General features: G+C 57.6%; 9 protein-coding genes. 5 read left to right on the top strand and 4 right to left on the bottom strand.

The window, feature by feature from the left end; translation table 11 throughout:
• Positions 1-151 precede the first annotated feature (151 nt).
• Both FHS27_RS04485 and FHS27_RS04480 read right to left on the bottom strand, forming a co-directional pair.
• Positions 152-1,399: an Nramp family divalent metal transporter gene (locus FHS27_RS04485; RefSeq protein WP_184302196.1), complete on the bottom strand. Its 1,248-nt coding sequence runs from the start codon at positions 1,397-1,399 to the stop codon at positions 152-154.
• Complete coding sequence (locus FHS27_RS04480; RefSeq protein ID WP_184302193.1) at positions 1,396-2,610, bottom strand: DUF2891 domain-containing protein; 1,215 nt, start codon at positions 2,608-2,610, stop codon at positions 1,396-1,398. The genes FHS27_RS04485 and FHS27_RS04480 overlap by 4 nt, the downstream gene beginning before the upstream one ends.
• A 949-nt stretch (positions 2,611-3,559) precedes the next feature.
• Here FHS27_RS04480 and FHS27_RS04475 point away from each other — a divergent pair.
• Entirely contained in the window at positions 3,560-13,333 is a 9,774-nt protein-coding gene (locus tag FHS27_RS04475; protein WP_184302190.1) for a putative Ig domain-containing protein, read from the top strand.
• A gap of 150 nt (positions 13,334-13,483) precedes the next feature.
• Here FHS27_RS04475 and FHS27_RS04470 read toward each other — a convergent pair whose 3' ends face one another.
• Positions 13,484-14,596 (bottom strand): hypothetical protein, encoded by a 1,113-nt coding sequence (locus tag FHS27_RS04470; protein WP_184302187.1) that lies wholly within the window; start codon positions 14,594-14,596, stop codon positions 13,484-13,486.
• Between the two features lie 86 nt (positions 14,597-14,682).
• Entirely contained in the window at positions 14,683-16,593 is a 1,911-nt protein-coding gene (locus FHS27_RS04465) for a hypothetical protein (RefSeq protein ID WP_184302183.1), read from the bottom strand.
• Positions 16,594-16,909: 316 nt separating this feature from the next.
• On the opposite strand from FHS27_RS04465, the gene pyrF reads away from it, so the two are divergent.
• The 4 genes from pyrF to nrfD all read left to right on the top strand — a co-directional run bounded on the left by pyrF (position 16,910) and on the right by nrfD (position 23,867).
• Positions 16,910-17,842: an orotidine-5'-phosphate decarboxylase gene (gene pyrF / locus FHS27_RS04460; RefSeq protein WP_184302180.1), complete on the top strand. Its 933-nt coding sequence runs from the start codon at positions 16,910-16,912 to the stop codon at positions 17,840-17,842.
• A 370-nt stretch (positions 17,843-18,212) separates the two neighbouring features.
• Complete coding sequence (locus FHS27_RS04455; protein WP_009098374.1) at positions 18,213-18,905, top strand: cytochrome c3 family protein; 693 nt, start codon at positions 18,213-18,215, stop codon at positions 18,903-18,905.
• A 78-nt stretch (positions 18,906-18,983) separates the two neighbouring features.
• Positions 18,984-22,400: a TAT-variant-translocated molybdopterin oxidoreductase gene (locus tag FHS27_RS04450; protein ID WP_184302178.1), complete on the top strand. Its 3,417-nt coding sequence runs from the start codon at positions 18,984-18,986 to the stop codon at positions 22,398-22,400.
• A gap of 60 nt (positions 22,401-22,460) precedes the next feature.
• Positions 22,461-23,867, top strand: a complete 1,407-nt coding sequence (gene nrfD / locus FHS27_RS04445) for an NrfD/PsrC family molybdoenzyme membrane anchor subunit (RefSeq protein ID WP_184302175.1) — start codon at positions 22,461-22,463, stop codon at positions 23,865-23,867.
• The last annotated feature ends 59 nt before the right edge of the window (positions 23,868-23,926 follow it).

Below are 23,926 nucleotides of genomic sequence, written 5' to 3'. Positions count from 1 at the left end.
TGGGTGTGCGAACTCGGTTTTCTTTGTGTTCTGTGATCTTTGGGATCTGTGTCGTACGTGTCCAGCGTCAGGCTTCTTCTGTTTCTTGCTGGATGGCACAGAGCCTGCGCCGACTACGAATTGGGATTGGGCGGTGTTTGAGTGCTTTGCTTTAGAACAGCTTCATCACTCCCGTTGTCATGCGCCACAGTCCGAGGGCACCGATCAGCGAGACGACGATCCAAGCTGCAATGAGTGAGGGCGTCGACATTTTGGTTTGATTGACGCGGGTTTGACGCTGAACTACTACCAGCATGATCACCGCGATCACGGGCAACAGTAAACCGTTAGCGACTTGCGCTGCCACAATTGTGGAGACGGGGCTTCCGTCCAGGAAGATCGCCGCCACGGTTCCGGTAAGCACCACCAAAATCGCAATGCCGCGGAATCTCGGCGAATCGGTTTGCGTGGACCAGCCCAAGCATCCGCATACGGCGTAGGCCGTCGCGAGTGGCGCCGTGATCGCGCTGGTCAATCCGGCGGCGAACAATCCCAAGGCGAACGTCACTCCGCTTAACGTGCCCAGCGTTGGACGAAGCTGCATCGCGATCTGGTCAGGCGAGTCCCATTTGGTTCCTTGGTCGTGGAACGCGCTACTGGCCGTCAACAAAATCGCTGCGGTCAACAGCCCACCGAGCGAGATGGCGAACACGGTATCGAGGCGTGATAAACGCAGTGCGGAATCTCGTGGCGTGTCCTTCCAAGTCGTCGCCGATCGGCTGGCATGCAGGAACAGGTTATACGGAACGATTGTTGTTCCAATTAGTGCGACGACCAGCGAGAGATTCGCCGTGGAAACTTTGGGAACGAACAATCCCTTCAAGATTCGAGACGGCGGTGGCAACGCGATCGCCGCGGTGATCAGGAAGGCAACGCTCAGGACGCAAACCAGGGTGATGAGAGTTCGTTGGAGCACGCGGTCTTTTCCGAACCCGATCAGTGCAATCACGATGGCGGCCAAGAACGCGAGCCAGAGTTTTGCTGAGCCGCCGAGCAACCCGGTCACTCCAACAACCGCACCGGTGAGATTTCCAGTTTGGTAGGCGGCGTTACCGAATCCGATTGCCAGAAGGATCAACACGAGCGTTGGCAATAACCACCTCGTTCCGAACAAGGTTGACCGGATGGCTTCGCTCAATCCGCTTCCTGTTTCGATACCGAGCCTCGCGGCAAGCGACTGAAGCAGGATGGTGCCGACACTGGCGAGCAGAATCGTCCACAGCAATTCGCATCCGAATTCGGTTCCCGCTCGACTCGCCGTGATGACCGTTCCCGGCCCAATAAACGCGGCCGTGACTAACAGGCCTGGACCGAAGGGTGTTTTGCGCGGCGACGAAACGGCACCCTGATCCGCGGTCACTGTTCCGTCCCGGTTGAGGCGGGGGACGCCGCTGAATCGGGTAATCCCGTCGAGCCATGAGAAAGACCAGGTTCGGTGATCGCGAAGAGTGCAAACGTGGCGAGCCAGTGGTCGCCCTCGTAGTGACCGCTGTTGACGTACTTCACGCCCGCTCGCAGGTGGCGGCGTGCACTGATCAAAAGAGGTTGTTTGAGTTCATGGTTGGCGGGCAACGCGTTCGCTACGGCACGCAGGCACCACGCACGATTCAGGTTCAGCCCTGCGAGGTGAACCAGTTTCCCATCGGTGACGTCCGGCACCTCGACCGGCTCGATGGTCCCGTCGGTCAATTGCGCTTTCGCGTTGGGGACAAATTTTCCCAGCCACTGTGCAAACTCATTGGCGGGCAAGACGCGTCGCATGAGATCCGCTTCATTCCAACATGACGAAAAGAAATCGTGTCCGGAGGGTTCGTAGTTAACCGGGTAGCTTTTGTCATCTAAGTAGAACTTTCGTGCGGTTTGCGTAACCACTGCCGCGAGATCAGGATGGTTGACTGCCTTGGAATAGTCGAGCAATTGACCCAGCGCAAAACCGGTGTCGGTATGTTGGCCAACTCGAATGGGATACGAGAGCAGCGGCAGGTACGCGTCGATGCGTTGACGCAGCACGCGTTCGAGCGGACGGAGGTTCTCACGCCATCGAAGTGCGTCGGGATCGTTCCAGTTTTCAAGTTCCATCGCCAGACGCAGGAACCAAGCCCATCCATACATGCGTTCGAAAGACTTGTGTTCGTCGCGACTGAAAAACGCAGCTTCCTTTTCCACGTTTTCTTGACTCAGGTGCACGTCAAGTGTTGCCCGAATTTGTGTTGCACTTGGTAAGTCGGGCATCGACCGTAGCAGGCGGACGAGAACCCAGTGTCCGTGAACGCTGCTGTGCCAATCGAAACAACCATAGAACGCCGGGAAATTCTGCTTTGGCGTTTTGAGTTGGCTGGCGTCGATATAGGTCAACGACATTTTGTTTGGAAATTCGATGTCGATGTTTTCCAGCACCAACTCCGCCCACGCGTCGGCGGTCTCGTTCGTGAGTCGATCGAAGTCGACTTGTACCGGCGACGTGCCCGACGACTGAGCGTGAACGCCACTGGGATAAACGCCATGGATTGCCGGTAAGAGCAGAGCGATGAGGCAACCGAGGCCAAAGTTTCGACGCGATCGTGGAGTCATCAAGCGGAGCCTTTTTGTCGAGATGGCGTGATTCAATCGGAGTTCTAAGGCTACCAGATTCACTCGCACCGGACATCCGTGTCGACCCACTGCGCGTCAGTGATACAGCGGCGTTGTGCCCTTCGTTGACGCGTTCACATCCCCGGATACTGCGGCCGATCGCGATCCGTCGACAGGGGGACAACCATCGGAATCTAGGTTCGCGAGTATTGATGAGGACGCAGTTCTCCGTGGTCTGCAGCAGTGTCGTTGCGCGGGACATTCCTCGCCCTTCGCGATGGCGTCGCCGCCTCGAAGGTACTTTGGTTGGGGGCCAGTTTCAGGGTGTGCTGATCTTTTGCAGACGGGGGTGCGGATCCGTGTTTGGGGAGGCGTGCGAACTTTGAGCCGCCGATAAGGGTGACTTTCTTTACTGAAAAACCAAATGAAGTGTTAAGAAATCCGGGTGGGACGCCATTGCGGGCGTGCTCGGTGTCTTTCTGTTCCCCTGTGACAGAAGGCCTTGTCTAGCAACACGATCGCATGCCCCGCTGGGGTGTGCCCAGTTCGTTGGTGACTGGGGGGCGGTTTGTGTTTGGACAGAATTGCCGAATCAGCCAACCCCCTAGAGCTAAACCCATTGGTTGACCAGCAGAGTGAACGAGACGAAATCGTGAATCGTTAAGGCGTTGATGGCGTTGAGTGGCCTACCGCGGTCACGCGACCGAAGTGCCTGTCCGCAAGGACGACATTTTCGTTTTCGTTCGTTGGATGCTGTTCGAGCCTGAGTCCCCACGGAAATCTAATGTCGAATCCCACTCATTGGGCTTCTGATCTGTTGTCACGCCGATCAGCATCACGTCGAGCAGTTTCAAAACGAGCGGTGCTAAAACGAGCAAGGCCGAATCGGCAACGTCACGTGGGCCGGCAGCGGCGGCTCCGATTGTTCGAGCAACTGGAGGCCCGCATCGTGTTGAGTGTCGCGAACAGTTTGGCGGAACTACGGTTGTTCGGCACGACGGTTAATAACGATACCGTAACGCTGAGTCCCACCGGCGGTGACCCGCACCCGGTGACGGGGATCGTGACACCGGGGGAGTATTGGATCAACGGCGACCACTATGCAGATCCGAGGAATTCAAAACCGATCTTTTTAGAACTCAGCGGAACGGGGAATACGTACGATTTCACCGGGACGACGCTTAGGCTCGATACTCGGAAGCTCGATGGTTTCGGGCGAGCGCTCGGCCACGACAGCGGCGTGGATGTGGTGCGGGTGTCCGGATCCGATAACCTCGTGCAGGAGCTGACCGTGATCGGGGAGGACATCGCGCTCGATACCGACCCTAACGCGCAGCGCTACGCGGATTGGGCGACGCAGTACGTCGAGTTATCCGGTGACAATAATACGATTGACGGCGTGCGTGTCGTGACCCGTGGTTCGCGGACGGACACCTACGGTCTCGGTGATGCGTTCGGCAAGGGCAGCGCAGGGAGTCTGTTCCCGTTCATCGCGCACCGGAAGGCGAGTGCGTTTCGAGTCGGCGAAGCGACCAATGCGGTCATCAATGACATGCATTTGGACGTCAATACGTTTGGGCATGGCTTCTTCGTGCAAGCGTCGACGAACACGACGTTGACGAATAGCACGATCACGGGAGAGCTGTTTTCTTCGCAAGGTGTCCTCGATCATCCCACCTACCAACAGTACGGGCATACCTACTGGGGCCGGCCGATTCCCGAGGACATCTACATCTCCGGGGCCGAGGGTGGCGTCCGGATGTATACGGGGGCGTCGGGGCTTACGGTCGAGAACGTGGTGGTCACGGGCATGCGAACCGGTTTCGCCGTGACGCTCGGTTCGGGCACGATCACGCTCGATAATGTGGAAGCCTACAAAACAGAAAACGCCTTCAATTTTAAGTCGAACACCACGATCACCAATGCGAAAGGAGACGCCGTCAACGGTCCATTGGTCGTGATCGACAAGGACAACTCCGCCAATTCATCCATCGACGTCGAGTTGGTGGGGGACGCGCCGCTTCAGCACGACGTGGCTCTTGCGTACGTCAGCGGCAATAATGTCGACGTCAACATCACCAGCGATCTGCCGGCGGAGTATTTCGAGGACGTTCACCTGTTCCGCGCGTCGCAATTTTATTGGAACAATTGGCGGGAGTTGGTTGACGTTACCGAGCCGGATCTCGCCGGCTACGACCACATCAACTCGGAGATCGTCAACGACACGAACATGATGTTGCTGCTCGGAGAGCAAGCGACGGGCAACACGGGGCGATCGATCGGATACGTCATCACCAACGGCAAAGAAAACCATTACGACGGGGTTTCACTGGTGCCCACCGGCAAACACACCGTGCTCGAGCATGTCGCCGGATTGGGCAACAACGGTACGGCGGCCGACGGAACATTGGCGTCGAATGCGTCCGTTGTTGCCGATGGTGGAACGTTGGAGCTTCTCGCGGGCATCCGGATCGCGAACGAGATGCTGACGATCACGGGCGACGGGGTCGATGGGAAGGGAGCGTTGTACACGGCCGGGGATGGCGCACGTTTCGGCTCCTCGAGCAATGGCGACGAAAGCACGGTCTTCCTCGACGGCGATGCTTCGATAGGCGTTGGTGGCGACGAAAACAATCAGCTCTTGGTCGGTCGCATCCAAGGAACGGGGGACCTCACGAAACGCGGAGAGGGCAAACTGTCCATTGAAAAATCCAGTACGTATGAGGGGGACTTGATCGTCGCCGAGGGCCATGTCACGGGCCGAACCGGCATTGTTCGGCATGGATTGACGGTTGCGGCCGGAGCGTCCATTTCGGGGATCAGCAACAACACGTTTAACACTGAGGACGATGTCGTTGTCGACGGTCAGTTGGATTTGAACAGCCGCACCAACGATAGCGTCCTGCCCGGTAAAGTCGGCCGGTTACTTGGAACCGGGCAGGTTGTTTCGAGCAACGCATCAGCGGCTGCGGGCGCCGATTTGGAGATTGCGTTTGACTCTAGTGAGGCGAATTTTTCGGGGGTGATTTCATCCTCGGTCTCGCTGGTCAAATCAGGCGAGGGGACGCAAGTTCTTTCGGGCAACAACACGTACACGGGGGCGACGACAGTTACCGGTGGGCTACTGCAAGTCGACGCGGCCCACACCGGTGGAGGTGACTACACCGTTAACGCCAACGCTAGGCTCGGCGGCAACGGAACCATTGAATCGGCGGTGATGGTGAACTCCGGCGGGCGGCTCTCTCCGGGGGCGAGCGTTGGAACCCTGTCGGTGGATGACTTGAGTTTCGCGTCGGGCGCGTTTTTCGATATCGAACTCGGTGGGGCTGCCGCGGGATCCGAATACGACCAGTTGTTGGCGGGCTCGGCGATGTTGGGCGGGGCTCTGAGCGTCTCGTTGCTTCAGGCAGGTGGAGAGACCTATCAACCCTCGCCGACGGACACGTTTGCGATCTTAGTCTCCGGCGCAAGCCCGTCGGGGATGTTTGAAAACGTCGCCAATGGACAGCGACTCGAGACGGTCGGGGGCGAAGGTTCGTTCCTGGTTACGTACGGCGGAGCGGACAATGCGGTGTTGCTATCGGACTATCTGCACTATGCGGTGACGGTTGACATCAACGCAGCCTCGATGAGTGAAAACGGCGGGATGACAACGGCTACCGTCACTCGGAACACTGACACGACTGACGCTCTGACCGTTGCTCTCGTTAGCAGCGATGCCGGCGAAGCGATCCTTCCTGCGACGGTGACCATTGCGGCCGGTCAGACAACATCGGACGCCTTCGCGATTTCGGGTGTGGACGATCTCATTGTCGACGGCACACAAACCGTTACAGTCACCGCGAGTGCGGCCGGGCACGCCGATGGCACCGATATGATTGAGGTCACCGATGACGATATCGCGACGCTTGTGGTTTCGATTGTTGCCGCAGAAATCTCGGAGAACGGTGGCAACACGACTGCCACGGTCAGTCGAAATACCGACACGGCTGGTACCATGACGGTTACGTTGACCAGTGACGATACGGGCGAAGCGATCGTTCCGCCGACAGTCACGATCGAGGCCGGGCAGACCACGTCGGCAGCTTTCTCTATCACGGCAGTGGATGATCTCGTCGTCGATGGCACACAAACGGTGACGCTCACGGCAACTCATGCTGACCATGTTGGCGGCAGCGATCAGGTCGAGGTCACTGACGATGACGTTCCCGCGTTGACGTTAGCGATTGATGAAGCCACGTTTTCCGAAGTTAGTGCCGGAACGATGGCGACGGTGAGCCGGAATACAGCGACGACGGCGGCGTTGACCGTGTCCCTCAGCACAAGTGATTCGGGAGAGGCGATGCCGCCCGTGACCGTAATCATCGATTCAGGGGAGATGACGTCGGCACCGTTCATGATATCGGCCGTCGATGATTTTGATCTGGATGGCACGCAAACCGTCAACATCACGGCGTCCGCCGACGGTCATCCCAATGAAATGACGGAGGTCTTCGTGACGGATAACGAAGTCCTCAATTTGCCGCCCGTTTTGGACAACGCGATCGCAGACCAAACCGCGACGGAAGACTCGCCCTATTCGTTTGTGATTCCACTCAACACGTTCAGCGATCCCAACGGTGATTCGCTCACGTATGCCGCGACTCTCGACGACGGTGCGGAACTGCCGAATTGGTTGTCGTTCGAACCCGGCAGTCGCACCTTCAGCGGCACTCCGTTGAACGCGGACGTAGGCGAGATTCACGTTCGAGTCGTCGCGAGCGATCCTGATGTCGAAACGGCAACCGATGAGTTTGTTTTGACTGTTGTCAATACGAACGACGTTCCGCTGCTGACAGGCGAAATAGCCGATCAAACCGCGGTGGAGGATTCCGAGTTCAATTTCGCGTTCGCGTCCGATCTGTTTGTCGACGTTGACGGTGACGATTTGACTTACACCGCGACGCTCGTTGGCGGGGCAGGGCTTCCGGGTTGGCTGACCTTCACTCCCGCGACTCGCAGATTCAGCGGGACGCCAACCAATGATGACGTGGTGGACATCGAGGTCGAAGTGACTGCGGCCGACCCAGACAATACTACCGCGACGGAGAGGTTCGGCATTGCTGTTGTCAATACAAACGACATCCCGCAACTGACGAACGAGATCGCTGACCAAGCGGCAACGCAAGACATCGAGTTCAACTTTGCCTTAGGCGATGCCACATTTGTCGATGTCGATGGTGACGAACTCGCCTATGTCGCAACGCTCGCGGGCGGAGGCGACCTCCCGGCATGGTTGAACTTCTCGCCGTCGACTCGCGTGTTCAGCGGAACGCCCGGAAATGACGACGTCGGGGTGGTCGATGTGGAGGTCACGGTCACGGATCCGAGCAATGCCACCGCGAAGGGTGAGTTCTCAATTGTCGTCGTAAATGCGAATGATGTGCCGCAACTGGTGAACGAGATCGTTGACCAAATGGCGACCGAAGACGCTGAGTTCGAATTCGCATTTAGCACCGACACCTTTGTTGACGTTGATGATGACGAGTTGTCGTATGCCGCAACGCAGGCCAATGGTTCGGCGCTTCCCGACTGGTTGACGTTCATTCCCGCGAGTCGTTCGTTCAACGGAATACCAAGCAATGAGGACGTGGGCTCGTTTGATGTGAAAGTGACCGCGACCGATCCGAGCAATGCGGTCGCCACGAGCGAGTTTTCGATTGTCGTAGTCAACACAAACGATGTTCCGGTCCTGGCGAGTGAGATTGCCGATCAAGCGGCAACTGAAGATGCTGAGTTTAGTTTTGCTTTTGACGCGGGCACGTTTGTTGACGTGGATGGTGACGAACTGACATTCGCCGCAACCCGCGCCGATGGTTCAGAGCTTCCCGCTTGGTTGACCTTCACTCCCGCAACTCGTTCGTTCAGTGGAATACCTGCCAACGAAGATGTGGGTTCGGTTACCGTCAAAGTGACTGCGACCGATCCGAGCAATGCGATTGCAGCGGATGAGTTCTCAATTGTCGTCAGTAATACCAACGACGCGCCGCAACTCGCCAGCGAGATCGCGGATCAAGTGGCGACCGAAGACGCTGAGTTCGAATTTGCGTTTGGCATCGACACCTTTGTCGACGTTGATGATGACGAGTTGTCGTATGCCGCAACGCAGGCCAATGGTTCGGCGCTCCCAGCCTGGTTGACGTTCACTCCTGCGAGTCGCTCGTTCAGCGGAATGCCGAGCAACGAGGATGTGGGATTCGTTGATGTAAAAGTGACGGCAACTGACCCGAGCAATGCGGTCGCCACGAGCGAGTTTTCGATTGTCGTTGTCAACACAAACGATGTTCCGGTCCTGGCGAGCGAGATTGCCGATCAAGCGGCAACTGAAGATGCTGAGTTTAGCTTTGCTTTTGACGCGGGCACGTTTGTTGACGTGGATGGTGACGAACTGACGTTCAGCGCAATGCAGACTGATGGATCGGAACTTCCCGCTTGGTTGACCTTCACTCCCGCAACTCGTTCGTTCAGCGGAACACCTGCCAACGAAGATGTGGGTTCGGTTACCGTCAAAGTGACTGCGACCGACCCGAGCAATGCGATCGCTGTGGATGAGTTCTTCATTGTCGTCAGTAATACCAACGACGCGCCGCAACTCGCCAGCGAGATCGCGGATCAAGTGGCGACCGAAGACGCTGAGTTCGAATTTGCGTTTGGCATCGACATCTTTGTCGACGTTGATGATGACGAGTTGGCGTATGCCGCAACGCAGGCCAATGGTTCGGCGCTTCCAGCCTGGTTGACGTTCACTCCTGCGAGTCGTTCGTTCAGCGGAACACCGAGCAATGATGATGTGGGATTCGTTGATGTGAAAGTGACGGCAACTGACCCGAGCAATGCGGTCGCCACGAGCGAGTTTTCGATTGTCGTTGTCAACAGAAACGATGTGCCGGTCCTGGCGAGCGAGATTGCTGATCAAGCGGCAACTGAAGATGCTGAGTTTCGTTTTGCATTTGACGCGGGCACGTTTGTTGACGTGGATGGTGACGAACTGACATTCGCCGCAACACGGGCCGATGGGTCGGAACTTCCCGCTTGGTTGACCTTCACTCCCGCAACTCGTTCGTTCAGTGGAACACCTGCCAACGACGATGTGGGTTCGGTTACCGTCAAAGTGACTGCGACCGACCCGAGCAATGCGATTACTGCGGATGTGTTCTCAATTGTTGTTGTCAATACGAATGACGCGCCGAAACTCGCCAGCGAGATCGCCGATCAAGTGGCGACCGAGGATGCTGGGTTTGAATTCGCATTCAGCGTCGACACGTTCTTTGACGTCGATGGTGATGAGTTGTCCTACACCGCTGCACTTGCCAATGGTTCGTCTCTCCCCGTCTGGTTAACGTTCTCGCCTGAGACCCGAACGTTCAGTGGTACACCTTTGAACAACGACGTAGGGGCAATCAATGTTGAGGTGACCGCGACCGATCCGAGCGATACGACTGGGACGGGGGCGTTCGCTATTTTGGTTCACAATACGAACGACGAACCGCAGCTTGTTAGCGAAATTGTCGATCAGCCGGCGTTGGAGGATTCCGGGTTCGAGTTTTTGATTGCGTCGGGGGTCTTTGTGGATGTCGATGGTGACGAGCTCGTTTACGCCGCAACGCTCGTCGACGGATCGCCTTTGCCCGAATGGCTGAGCTTTTCGCCAGCGACTCGGGTTTACAGTGGAACACCGACCAACGAAGACGTGGGGCATTTTGCGGTGAAGGTGACGGCGACCGATCCGAGTCAAGCCACCGCCACGGGTGAATTCACAATCGTCGTCCACGACACGAACGACAAACCACAGCTCGCCAACGAAATCGCCGATCAAACGGCATTGGAAGATTCTGAGTTCAGTTACACCTTTGCCGGCGATACGTTCGTTGACGTTGACGGCGAAGAGCTCACTTATTCCGCGTCGCTTTCTGATGGCTCGCCGCTTCCTGATTGGCTCGTTTTTACGCCCGCGACACGCTTTTTCAGCGGCACGCCTGGGATTGACGACGTCGGAACGGTTGGTGTGAAGGTGACGGCGGCCGATTTGATCAATACCAAAGTCACAGCTGAGTTCTCAATTCTTGTTCTCGGTAAAAATGACCCGCCACAACTCGAGAACGGGATCGCAGACCAAGCAGCTCTGGAGGATTCCGAATTCAGCTTCGTGTTTGACATCGACACGTTCAACGATGTTGACGGTGATGAATTGGACTACACCGCGACACTTGTCGATGGAGCGTCTTTGCCGGACTGGCTGATATTCACGTCCGCGACACGTGCGTTTAGCGGTACACCCGGGAATGATGACGTGGGAACGCTAGACGTGATGATTGTCGCAACAGACCCGAGCGATGCGTCGGCAACGGATGAGTTTTCGATTGTGGTTCACAACACGAACGATGTGCCGCAGCAGGTGATTGAGATCGCCGATCAAACGGCAAGCGAAGATTCTGAATTCAGTTTCATGTTTGCAGCCGACACGTTTGTCGATGTCGATGGTGACGAGATCAGCTATGCAGCGACGCTTGCCGACGGTTCGCCGCTTCCTGCTTGGTTGACGTTCGTGCCTGTGACTCGCACGTTCATGGGGACGCCGGGAAATGAAGACGTGGGAGCGCTGGACGTGAAGGTTGTTGCGACAGACCCGGGTGATACGTCGGCATCGGCTGAGTTTTCGATTTTGGTTCACAACACGAACGATGTGCCGCAGCGGATGTTTGAGATCGCCGATCAAACGGCAAGCGAAGATTCTGAATTTAGTTTCATGTTCGCAGCCGACACGTTTGTCGATGTCGACGGTGACGAGATCAGCTATGCCGCGACGCTTGCCGACGGTTCGCCGCTTCCTGCGTGGTTGACGTTCGTGCCTGTGACACGCGCGTTCGTGGGGACGCCGGCAAATGAAGACGTGGGAACGCTGGACGTGAAAGTTGTTGCGACAGACCCGATTGATACGTCGGCAACGGATGAGTTTTCGATTGTGGTTCACAATACGAACGATGTGCCACAGCGGGTGAGTGAGATCGCCGATCAAACGGCAAGCGAAGATTCTGAATTCAGTTTCATGTTCGCAGCCGACACGTTTGTCGATGTCGACGGTGACGAGATCAGCTATGCCGCGACGCTCGCCGACGGTTCGCCGCTTCCTGCTTGGTTGACGTTCGTGTCTGCAACACGCACGTTTGTTGGGACACCCGCAAATGATGACGTGGGAACGTTGGGGGTGAAGATTGTTGCATCGGATCCTAGCAACGCGACGGCGACGGATGAGTTTACGATCGCTGTCGAAAACACGAACGATTCGCCTCAACTAGTCAACGCAATCGAAGACCAAACGGCGACGGAAGATTTCGAGTTTCGTTTCACTGTTTCGCTTGAGACTTTCCTCGATGTTGATGGCGATGCGCTCGTTTACACTGTGACGCTCGCCAGTGGTGATGACCTTCCAACTTGGTTGACTTTCACGCCCGCGACGCGTGCCTTCGTTGGGACGCCAGCCGATGAGGACGTGGGGGCGATCGAGGTGCAGGTCGTGGCGACTGACCCCAGTAGCGCATCGGCCAACGCGGAGTTCTCGATCGTTGTCGGCAATACGAATGAGACGCCCGTCGCGGTAGCTGATTTGATTGCGGTCAATGTCGAAGGCAGCACGGTGATCGATCCGTTTGCAAATGACTTTGATGTTGATGGTGAAGTGGTCCCGTCGACCATCATTGTCGTGACACCGCCTCAGTTTGGGGAACTCGTCAGAGAGGATGGCGTTTTGACGTTCATGCCTTTCGCATCATTCACCGGTCAAGACTCGTTTGTCTATATCGTGATGGACAACGAGAATGCAGCGAGCGAACAGACCCCCGTTGGCTTGTTTGCGAGACCTTTTGGGGCAACGATTGTTGCCGGTACCTCGGTGGATCGAGATGTGACGGTCGATCTCGAATCCCATTTCGTTTCTCAGACGCCTTTGGATCTAACAACGATCACAATCCTGAGCGGGCCGATTCCAGGGACGAACCCGGCGGAATTCTATGGTCCTCACGGCGGATCGGTGGAAATCGTCGAGGGGCGGATCGTGTATACGCCGGATCCCGGGGCAGTCGCAGTGGACTCAATTACTGTCACCGTCGATGACCAAAATGGTATCAAGAGTTTGCCGACGCAGATCTCGGTCAATACGGTGCGCAGCCGCCTCGAAAACCCTCGCAACCGATACGACGTTAACGCGAGCGGTCTGGTCACTTCGCTCGATGCGTTGAACATCATCAACCTCTTGAACTCCGCGGGCGCCAACGCCAGTTCGATACCGGTCGATCCTACCAACGACTTCGGTATAGGAACCAATGGCGGGATTGATGAGAAATACTATTTCGACGTCAGTGGCGACGAACGGGTGACCGCGTTGGATGCTCTGATGGTTATTAATCATTTGGTGTTCGAGCAGGGCCCGTCGCCCGACGCGGAAGGCGAGTCGTTTGGCAATCGTGCGGACGACGACCATCATGAGATCGCGACCGCATCGGTCGGCTTTGATGACCCACGCACGATACATGAGCAGGCAAAATTCGTGGCTCGCGGTGGTAATACGACGGCGTCAACACGACCCGCGGCACGTTCGAGTGTCTCGAGCACGGATGGAAAAGCGAGCGATGAAGAATCGCCGTTCACGGCGGACTGGGACATCGCGATCGAAGAGTTGTTCGGATAGTGAGTTCGGGTGGCGATCATGAGTGCGATATCGGGCGGCGATATCGGGGCGACTGTGTTGAGTGAGCGTCCGAGTCGCCACGCGGATCTCAACGTGCCCGTTTTCGGTTAATGAGTGTTTTCATCGTGGAAGTATGGTGGGAGGCGGACGCTACCACGGTTGTTGTGGGAGCTTTCCTTCGGCGATGTCGCTTAGCTGATCGTCGTCGTAGGGTGAGGCGACGACGTCGGGCGAAAGGTGGCGAGTTCGGAACAGGTTGACGATGTAGCCCATGCGTTGATGCAGGTCGGTCCAGGCGTGTGCTTTGGTGTCGGTCAATTGATCACGGCCGACGTCCCATCCGTGGCTTCCGTGGAGGAACTCGCCCAGTTCGATCGATTGGATCTTCATCAGGGTGGGTGGAAACGTCGTCTCGTCCAATGGCGGGACGTCATCATGGACGGCGAGTTGTGTTTCGCCGACGCTGTAGGTCATCAAGCGTTGGGTAACACATCTGCTGATGAGAAACGGCAGTGACCGGGCGATGATCGGTTGGAGGCGGTAGTGTTCATGCAAGACCGCGAGGCAGTTTCCGAAGTACGTTTGCTCGTGTTTGGTTTTTGCGTCGTCGCTCGTGCGTGCTTGCTCGTAACAGGAGAACGCTCGGGCGAGCAGGTCTTGCCCGTCGTCTTCGCTTTTGCCCGGTCGTAGTGACGCACGCCATGATGCAAAGTCGGCTGTTTCGGCGGGTAACGATCGGGAACGAGAGAGGAAATTCAGATAGCTCGCCGTGACGCGTCCGATGTCATCGAGCACGATCCGGTTGCCTCGCAATATCAGCGAGGCGGCGCGAACGCGTGTGTAACGCGCCAGCAGCCAACCGCAAATGCCGCCGGTGATGGTTCCGATCGTGACCCAGGTCATGATGGAGGTTGGCAGGCTGATCGTTGATGTTCGAGCGACGGCCCATCCGACCACAACGCCAACGAGTCCACCGACGATGCCGGCAACAATTGTCGCGTCACGGGATGCCTGGTCTCGATCGGCTTGGCGGATCGTAACGCCGGCCTTGCGAGAACCCCAGACCGCCCACGAATGAAAATTGGCGCCGACGTCGTGGCCGAGTTCCTCGGACAAGGCGTTGGAAAGTAGCCAGTGCAGTCGCGTGATCTTGAAGTTTGATAGACGAGGATCGCTGGTTTGGATCGCGTCGTCGATTTCATGGCTCCAGTTCATCATGCTCTTCACGTCTTCTGCTATCGAACGGGAAACGGGTGTTCCCATTGTAAGCGATCGAGCGGGCGGATTGTTTGCGTGTGCGAAATCAAACCGAAGGGCTTTCTGGCTGGCGTTTTGCCGTCTGAACCCGATTAAACCATCGGCTTGGTGCGTCCGCATCGCCAGCAGTGATGGTAGCCACGGTCGACCGAGGAGCCGCATGCCGGGCAATCCCACGCGGTGTCATGGAGTCGCAATTCGACGAGCAATCGATGCCGGGCTTCATTGAACCGGGCCGACTCGACAACGACGCTGGAGAAATCCAGTGCGTCGAGATGCGGCGTCGTATCGCATCCTGCGGCTTGTTCGGTTGCCGCGTTCGCGAGTTGCCGTCGTGCGTTGCCTTCCCATGTGCCGCCGTGTGCACTGACCGCGGGCGTGGAAAGGTCGAGTTGGTGGTTGTGCGTGAAGCAACGGATGCCATGAAGTTGTAACAACGAGAGAATGTATTTCGATTCCGTTTCGCTGCGACAGATCGCGAGGGTGTCGAACATCGGATGTCCGGCTTGCATCGACGGTTCACGATCGGGGCGGACCAGGATCCCCGACGGATCGCACGGACCGCCGCTAATCACGTTGGGCGAGTTCTGCGATGCGGCGAGGAACAAGGCATCGACGGGGCCGAAGTCGTTCTCGGTGGTGTTGGTTTGCGACGTGATGTTGTCTTGCGACGTAGGGGTGGATGTGAATGCACGGCTTGCCGCCGGAACGCTGCGAATGGGATCGCTGATCGCGGCGAGTAACCGCCGCCACGTCTTCATTGGTGACAAGTGTAGGTCACGCATGTCGCTCAGCACGATATCGAAGCGGAAGTCGTCACGTAGTCGGATCTCGCTGGATGAATGCCGGATGTGGTTCCGCAGCATTCGTGAAAGCTCGCTCAGTCCGGCGCGGTACTTGCCGAGTTCGACGATTCGTTCTGCGTGAGCGACTGAGTCGGCGCGTTCGTTTTCGATCTCGGATTGCAGGCTTCGGATCCGTGCACAGATCTCATCATCGAGCGGTGATTCGGTGCACGCGGCATAAATCACGAGAGTGTCGGGTTCCGACGATTTGAGGAACTCGGTGTAGATCGACAGCGCACGTTCGTAGTACTTGCCGTTGATGTCTTCGGCCGATTGCAGGTCCGCTTCGAGAATGGATCGGTCCCAGGTGGCTTCGGTGCATTCACGTTCGAGCGATTCGACTTCCTCGGCGAGTTGGTCTCGCAGTCGCGTTTGTTCTTCGATGCCGTGTTGCTCGGCGGCACGGGTGCGAGCAGTTTCCAGAGCGACGAGCAGTTGTTTGTAGCGTGCTTGTTTCTTTCGAATCAGATCGCTGATCGATGCGGGGGCTTCGGTGAGGTATTCGTAGCTCGCGTTGGCTTTGTCGAAATTAATTAGCTTTGCGATCCAGCGGTCCCAGCGTCGTTCGAACCCGGTTTGGTGGTACTCCGGTGTACCGTAACGTTGCTCGCGCAGGTAGCGGAAGAGATCGCACTCTTCGAAGTCGGGCAGTTTTTGTTTGGCGTCGGCGGTGACCATTTCGAGCGACGTGATTCCGTATTGAACTTCGCGATCCACTTCGGTGATCGCGGCCGACAGTCGAGCGATCTCGGGATCTTCGCGGAGCGTCTTTTGAAAGCTGCCCGTTTTGGACATCAGGTCCCGCCGGGCTTTCTCGAACCGCTGGTTTGTTTCGTCGAGTTGGCGAGTGAGTTTTTCGCAGCGGGCGTCGAGCCGAGTCAGTTCCCACTGCAATTGTCGGCACGTGTCGGCCTGGGCGAGCATGACTTCGCGGATCCTGCCGTGGACTTCGTGCCAGGCGTCGGCGAGCGTCTGGCGCGAGAGATCGGGCAGGTAGTGTTTGGCCAATCGGACGAAGGCGTCGGTGCGTTTCTCGATTAATGCCGTCGTGCGATGGGCAGCGGCTCGGTTCGATTGGCGGATTGATTCGATCAATCCGCCCGCCGAAGCGATCTCGTCATCGATTTGGCGGAAAAGATCCTGGGCGGTGTGTGGCATGACGAACGTGGGGAAATTTCGTGGCAGGCGCAAAAGTCTTCGTGACCGACGCACAGTTCGATTGAGGGCACCGCATCAAACGACATGAGACGAGCACGAAGACGAGTGAGTCGTTCTTTAGCATACCCGCCCTGATAGGTGGCTCGCTGGCGAGGCGGCGTTTTTCTATGTTGTGGACGCCGACTCGGAGTTCACCTCGCCGCCGACCGGTGCGCGAGGTGTCGATCTCGGTGTGTGCCATCGGTCGCGTGTGACTCCTCGGTTCGGTGGCGGTTTCTCTTATGCATTATTACTTTTTGCCCAACCCACGATTGCCATGACCTTTTCCACGCGTATCAACGAAGCCATTACTCGAACCGGATCGGTCACCTGCGTAGGGCTGGACCCTCGCAAGGCACAATTGCCTGCTCCGATCCGTGACGCGGTGAGCAGCGACACGCCGGACGCTTGGGCAGCCGCGTACACACAGTTTTGCTGTGAAATCGTCGATGTCGTGAAAGAGATGGTGCCGTGCGTCAAACCACAAGCGGCTTTTTTCGAACAGCTCGGCCCGGCCGGGATGGTCTCGCTCGGCCAAGTCATCCGGTACGCCGCCGACGCGGGGCTGATCGTGATCACCGATGGCAAGCGGAATGACATCGGCAGCACGGCGACCGCCTACGCCGATGCGTATCTCGGCAGCACCGCCAGTGTCGCGGCCGCGGGTGGAGATCCGGCGACGGCCAGCCCCTGGGGCGGGGACGCGTTGACGGTCAGTCCCTATTTGGGACGTGACAGTTTGGAGCCGTTTGTGGAGGTTTGCGACCAGCGGGCGGCGGGGATCTTTGTCCTCGTGAAGACATCCAACCCCGGCGGCGGCTATCTCCAGGACCTGCAATGCGACGGGCGAACAGTCTATCGCAGCGTCGCAGATCTGGTCTCAGAGCTCAACGCGGGGCGACTTGACGCAGACGGTTATGGGCCGATCGGCGCGGTCGTCGGGGCAACCTACCCCGAACAGCTCGTAGAGCTGCGGGCGGCGATGCCACACAGCATCCTTTTGGTGCCCGGTTTCGGAGCCCAGGGGGGGGCGGCCAAGGACGTCAAAGCGGCTCTCGATGCGTCTGGCCGCGGGGCCGTGATTAACAGCTCGCGCGGGATCATTTTCGCACACGCCCGCAAGGAATTCGCGGGCACTTTCGGCGACGCTCGGTGGCAGGACGCCGTTCGCGCCGCGACGGCCGAAATGAACGAACAGTTACGAGCGTAGCGGTTCGTTTGTGTGGGATGAGTTTCCTGAATTTGGCGTTTTAGGGGGCTGGCGAGGCTTGGGAGGGGCGGTCTGTTTGTTTGCGGGGCAAACGGGCCGCAAGCGCCCTTTTCAGCCGCGACAATATGGACTCTCCTGTGCGACACAATGTCGCGGATCGAGCGCTGGCCTTGTCGCCGGAGTGGTCTGCGGCTGATAATCCCCGCCCTCAATCTTCGTTAGATGACAACTCTCTATTCTCTCGCTCGCAGGCAACGTCGTTGTTCCGCCGTGGAATGGGTGTTTTCAGGGGCGATTCCCCTGGAGCCCGGTTTCGGGTTTCGGATACAGGGGCGTGAGTTTTTTTGCCGCAGAGTTCATTAGGTCGATCATGAAGCGATTTCTGTTCCCTCGTTGGATTAATCCATTCCTGGGTGTGCTCGGTTTAGCCGCCGTTGGTGGTGGCGTTTACGCTGCCGCAATGGGTGGTCTGATCACTGATCCGAAAACGCTGAACGTCGGCTACATGCCGACGCAACCGGTGCCGTTCAGCCACGCGTTGCACGCCGGTCAGTTGAAGATGGATTGTCGGTACTGCCACAACACCGTCTTCGATGCCGCCCACGCTGCGGTTCCGCCGACGGCGACGTGCGTCAACTGTCACTCGCCTGCCGGAGAAGACGGCCAGCCGCCGGCTCTCGGTGCGGTGCACACGACCAGTGCGAAGTTGCAGCCGATTCACGAGAGTTGGAAGACCGGCCGCAGCATGGCGTGGAAGCGAATCCACAACCTGCCCGAGTTCGTCTACTTCAATCACGCCGCGCACGTGAATTCGGGTGTCAGTTGCAAGTCCTGTCACGGCCGGATCGACCAAATGGAAGTCGTCTATCAAGCCGAAGAACTGTCGATGGCGTGGTGCATCACCTGTCACCGCAATCCGAACGAGCACCTCCGCCCGCAGGAGTTCGTCACGAAGCTCGATTGGACGCCGCCTGAAGGTTGGGACCAAGAAGAGTTTGCGAAATCTCATCGCGAAAAATACAACATCCATCCGCAAACTCACTGTGCAGTTTGTCACCGTTGAGAACGCGTTTTTATTTTTAGCCAGTCTGTTTGACGACTCCATCGTTTCCAGCTAACCGCATAGCCAGCCCTGCAGAATATGACCACCACTTCGCACTCCAACGCTTCGTCCGGCGCCAACGGTTCTGATGCCACATCAGGGTCGGCTAGCCCGCGTTATTGGCGCAGTCTGTCCGAGCTCAACGGTGACGAGTCGTTTGTGAACGATCATCTGCATCGTGAGTTCCCCGTCGCGGCGTCGGAGTTTCCCGAGGGTGTCTCGCGCCGTCGGTGGATGCAGTTGATGGGAGCTTCGCTCGCGATGGCCGGTGTCGCCGGTTGTCGCTATCCCGAAGAGCTGATCTCGCCGTTCGTGCTGCGTCCGGCCGGTCGTGTGCCCGGTGAGTCGTACTTCTCGGCGACGAACGTTGAAATCGCAGGCGACGTTTATCACCTGTTGATCAGTTGCGTCGACGGCCGCCCGACCAAGGTCGAGCCGAACACGGAGCATCCTGCCGGTGGTTTCGCGGGTACCTACGCACAAGCCTCGATGCTCGGGTTGTATGACCCGGATCGCTCGCGTGGCGAAACCGGCGTGCCGATCCATAAAGAAGAGAAGAAACGGGTTGAAGCCGACTGGGAGTCGTTTGTGACTTACGGTTCCGCGTTATTCCGTTCAGCCGGAAAGGGCGACGGTTTGGCCGTTTTGTTGGGGCCGACGACTTCTCCGACGACTCTTCGCATGCTTTCGAAGATGCAGTCGAAGTTCCCTGCCGCGACGATCTGCGTTTATGATCCGATCGACGGCGGCGTGATGGCCGAAGCGACGAAAGAGATCTTCGGTCAGGAAGCTCGGCAGAATTTCGACTTCTCCGACGCCGAAGTGATCGTTTCGCTCGAGTCAGACTTCCTCGGAAACAAGAACTCGTCGCTAGTCAATTCGCGGACGTTCTCGAAGAAACGCGATCCGAACCTCGGCGAAATGAGTCGCCTGTATGTTGCCGAAGGTGGCTACACGACCACCGGCACCGCGGCGGATGCCCGGTTGGCGATCCGTCCGAGCCAAATGCCAGCCTTGCTCGCTGAATTGGGCCGGCGCGTCGAGAAAGCCAAGTCGGGTGCTCTCGAAAACGCGGGCCTGGCGGTGGAGGCCGTCGTTGAAGAAGATCAAGCGTTCAATGAGCTCGACGCGCAAGGGCGGTTGGAGCGATTCTTGGATTCTGCCGCGTCCGATTTGGCCGCCGCAGGAGATAGGGGCGTTGTTGTCGTCGGCGAAACTCTCGGCGCCGAAATGATCGCCGCTGGTGTCGAGATGAACTCGAAGTTGGGTTCCTTCGGCACGATCCAGACATTCTCGCCTGCCCCTGAGAATGCCCTGAAGAACCGCGTCGGATTGGATAAGTTGGTTTCGAAGATGAAGGGCGGCGAGGTCGACGGATTGTTGGTCGTCGATGCCAACGTCGTCTTCACCGCACCGGGTAACCTGGACTTCACCGAAGCGTTGACGCACGTCGAGCATTCGATTTATCTCGGTGCATATGATGACGAGACCGGCGCCCAGTGCGAATGGTCGTTGCCGATGTGCCACCCCTTCGAAAGCTGGGGCGATTGCATCGGACGAGATGGTCACTACGGTGTCTGCCAGCCGCAAATCTTGCCTTTGCTCGGTGGCAAAACGCCCGCCGAAGTGTTGGCTCTGATGATGGGCGAAACCGTCACCGACGGCGAGCAACTCGTTCGCCAAACCGCAAACAGCGTGACCGGGTCAGCAATCAGCGACCGCCAGTGGCGCAAGTTGCTGCACGACGGATACGCAGATGACTTGGTCGTCGATGTTCAATCGCTCGAGCCCAAAAGCACCTCGGTCGATCTGCCCGCCGAATCGCCGACCGTGGCCCTCGATTACGACGATGAGTCGTTCCGCGATCGCTTTGAAGTGATCTTCACGCCTTCGGAATCACTCTACGACGGTCGTTTCGCCAACATCGGTTGGTTGCAGGAAATGCCACAAGCGGTAACCAAACTGACTTGGGACAACGCGGCCATCATGAGCCCGCGTTCGGCAAAGGCTCTTGGCACCAAACACGGACTGATGGTCGCCCTGCGTCGCGGCGACACAACGGTCGAGTTGCCCGTTTTTGAAATTCCCGGAGTTGCCCCTGGCGTTGTCAGCGTCGCGATCGGTTACGGTCGCAAACGTGTCGGCATGGTCGGCGGAATGCCGGAAGAGGACGTGCCGACCGTCGGTGTTGACGTTTCACCGATCCGCACGACCGATTCGATGATGATGCTCGCTCCCGTCGAAGCCCGTCCACGGCTCAGCGAGTACGAGTTGTGCACGACCCAAGATCACTGGGCGATCGACGAACTCGGCCGGGATGAAGCCGAAGCACGTAGCTTCATGCTGATCCGCGAGGGCACGACCGAACTGCTCAAGAAATTGCCTCAGTTCACTGAATCCAAGGGGCCTCACGTTCCTGAAGTCGGGATCGACGGGTCGTTGTGGCAAGAGCCGATCGCGGCGATCGAAGAGTCACGTGAAGAGTTGCCTCAGTGGGGCATGTCGATCGACTTGACCAAGTGCCTCGGTTGCAACGGATGCGTGATCGCTTGCCAGAGCGAAAACAACGTGCCGATCGTTGGGAAAGAACAAGTCGGCAACAGTCGCGAAATGCACTGGTTGCGGATTGACCGCTATTTCCAAGGCGACGAAGACAACGCCGACATCGTGCAAGAGCCCGTCGCATGCATGCACTGCGAAACGGCACCGTGTGAACAGGTATGCCCGGTTGCCGCGACCGTGCACACCGATGAAGGCATCAACGCGATGGCCTACAACCGCTGTATCGGTACTCGGTACTGTGCGAACAACTGTCCGTACAAAGTTCGCCGGTTCAACTACTTCAACTACAACGAAGATGTGGGTGTCGGCTACGGTATCGACGCGTATCCAGGGACGATCGAATCGGCGAGCCGCAAACTGCAGGCTCTCGTTCTCAACCCGGAAGTCACCGTTCGCGGTCGTGGTGTGATGGAGAAATGCACCTACTGCGTGCAACGTGTCGAGAGGGCAAAGATCAACGCTCGCAAAGACGGCGGTCGACCGGTTGCCGACGGCGAGATCATCACCGCATGTCAGGCCGCCTGCCCAACCGGTGCGATCGAATTCGGAAACGTTGCCGATCCGAACTCGCGTGTATCCAAGGCCAAAGCCGACGTTCGAACCTACGGCATGCTCGGCCAACTCAACGTCAAGCCGCGAACGACTTACTTGTCACGCATTCGTAACACCCCAATCTCGCTGATGACGCGGGCCCAGTTGGTCGACTTGACCACGTTGGAAGCACCGCATCACGGTCATGGTGGGCATGGCGACGAAGGTCATGGCGATCATGGTCACGACGACCACGGTCATGAAGACGGCCATGACGCTCACGGTAGTGATGACCACGGTCATGACGAAGGCGAAAAGCATTCGCGTCGCATCCGCGGCAAATTCCAATTGCCGATCGTTTGATCCGGCGGTCTCGCCCTCAGTTTTTTCATTTTTCTCACTTCTAATTTCCCACTTCGTTCCATGTCGCTCGCAGTTCCCAACGGTCTGGACAATTCGGTCGAACGCCCCGGCACACGCGCCCCGCTCGTGCTCGGCGAATCGAGTTATCATTCGATCACCGAAGCGGTTTGCAAGATTGCCGAGAACCCGCCGTCGAAGCTGTGGGTGATCAGTTTCCTTGTGGCCGTTCACTTGGCCACGATGTTGGGGCTGTGTATCGCGTATCTCTTCTACACCGGTGTCGGTGTTTGGGGTAACCGGAACCCTGTGTTCTGGGGCTGGCCGATTGTGAACTTCGTGTTCTGGGTCGGTATCGGTCACGCGGGAACGTTGATTAGTGCGATTTTGTATTTGTTCCGCCAAGAATGGCGAACGAGTATCAACCGGACGGCCGAGGCGATGACGATTTTTGCGGTTGTTTGTGCGGGTACGTTCCCCGGCATCCACGTCGGTCGTGCGTGGCTCGCGTTCTGGTTGGCTCCGTATCCGAGTTTGAATTTGTGGATGTGGCCACAGTTCCGCAGTCCATTGTTGTGGGACGTTTTTGCGGTCAGTACCTACGCGACGGTATCGTTGTTGTTCTGGTACATGGGGATGGTGCCCGATTTGGCGACGTTCCGTGACCGCAGTAAAAACCCGTTCCGTCGCGCCGTCTACGGTGTCTTGTCGCTCGGTTGGAGCGGTTCGTCACGCCACTGGATGCGATACGAGAAAGCGTACGCGTTGCTCGCCGCATTCGCCGCTCCGCTGGTTTTGTCGGTGCACACGATCGTTTCGTTTGACTTCGCGGTCTCGCAAGTTCCCGGCTGGCACACGACGATCTTCCCGCCTTACTTCGTTGCCGGTGCTATTTTCTCCGGTTTCGCGATGGTGATCACGCTGATGGTTCCCGCCCGAGCGATCTTCAGTATTGAAAAACTGATCACGATCCGGCACCTCGAAAACATGTGCAAGATCATCCTGACGACCGGCATGATTGTCGGTTTGGCGTACGGGACTGAATTCTTCATCGCGTGGTACGGTCAGGTCACCGAAGAGAAGTTCGCGTTCATCAACCGAGCCATGGGGCCATATTGGTGGGCGTACTGGACGATGATCACGTGTAACGTGATCTCGCCAAATATCTTCTGGTGGAAGAAGGCTCGAACGACGCCTTGGATCATGTTCGTCGTCTCGATCTTCGTGAACATCGGAATGTGGTTCGAACGATTCGTGATCACGGTGACGAGTTTGTCGCGAGATTACTTGCCGAGTGCTTGGGCCTACTTCGAGCCGACCTGGGTCGACTGGGCGATGTTGATCGGATCGTTCGGGTTGTTCTTCACCCTGTTCCTGTTGTTCTGCCGATTGATGCCGATCGTCAACATGGCCGAAACGAAAGCGACGCTCGCGAAAGAACTCCACATGGCCCACAAAGACGGCCACTAAGGTTCGAGCGATTCGCTCGTGCTTCTCGATTCACATTTGATTTCTGACATTCGTATTTT

The sequence above is a fragment of the Aporhodopirellula rubra genome, from assembly GCF_014192335.1.
GTDB classification, from domain to species: Bacteria; Planctomycetota; Planctomycetia; order Pirellulales; family Pirellulaceae; genus Rhodopirellula; species Rhodopirellula rubra.
The sequence above is the reverse complement of the archived record's forward strand: the minus strand, read 5'-3'. Positions and strand labels throughout refer to the sequence as shown.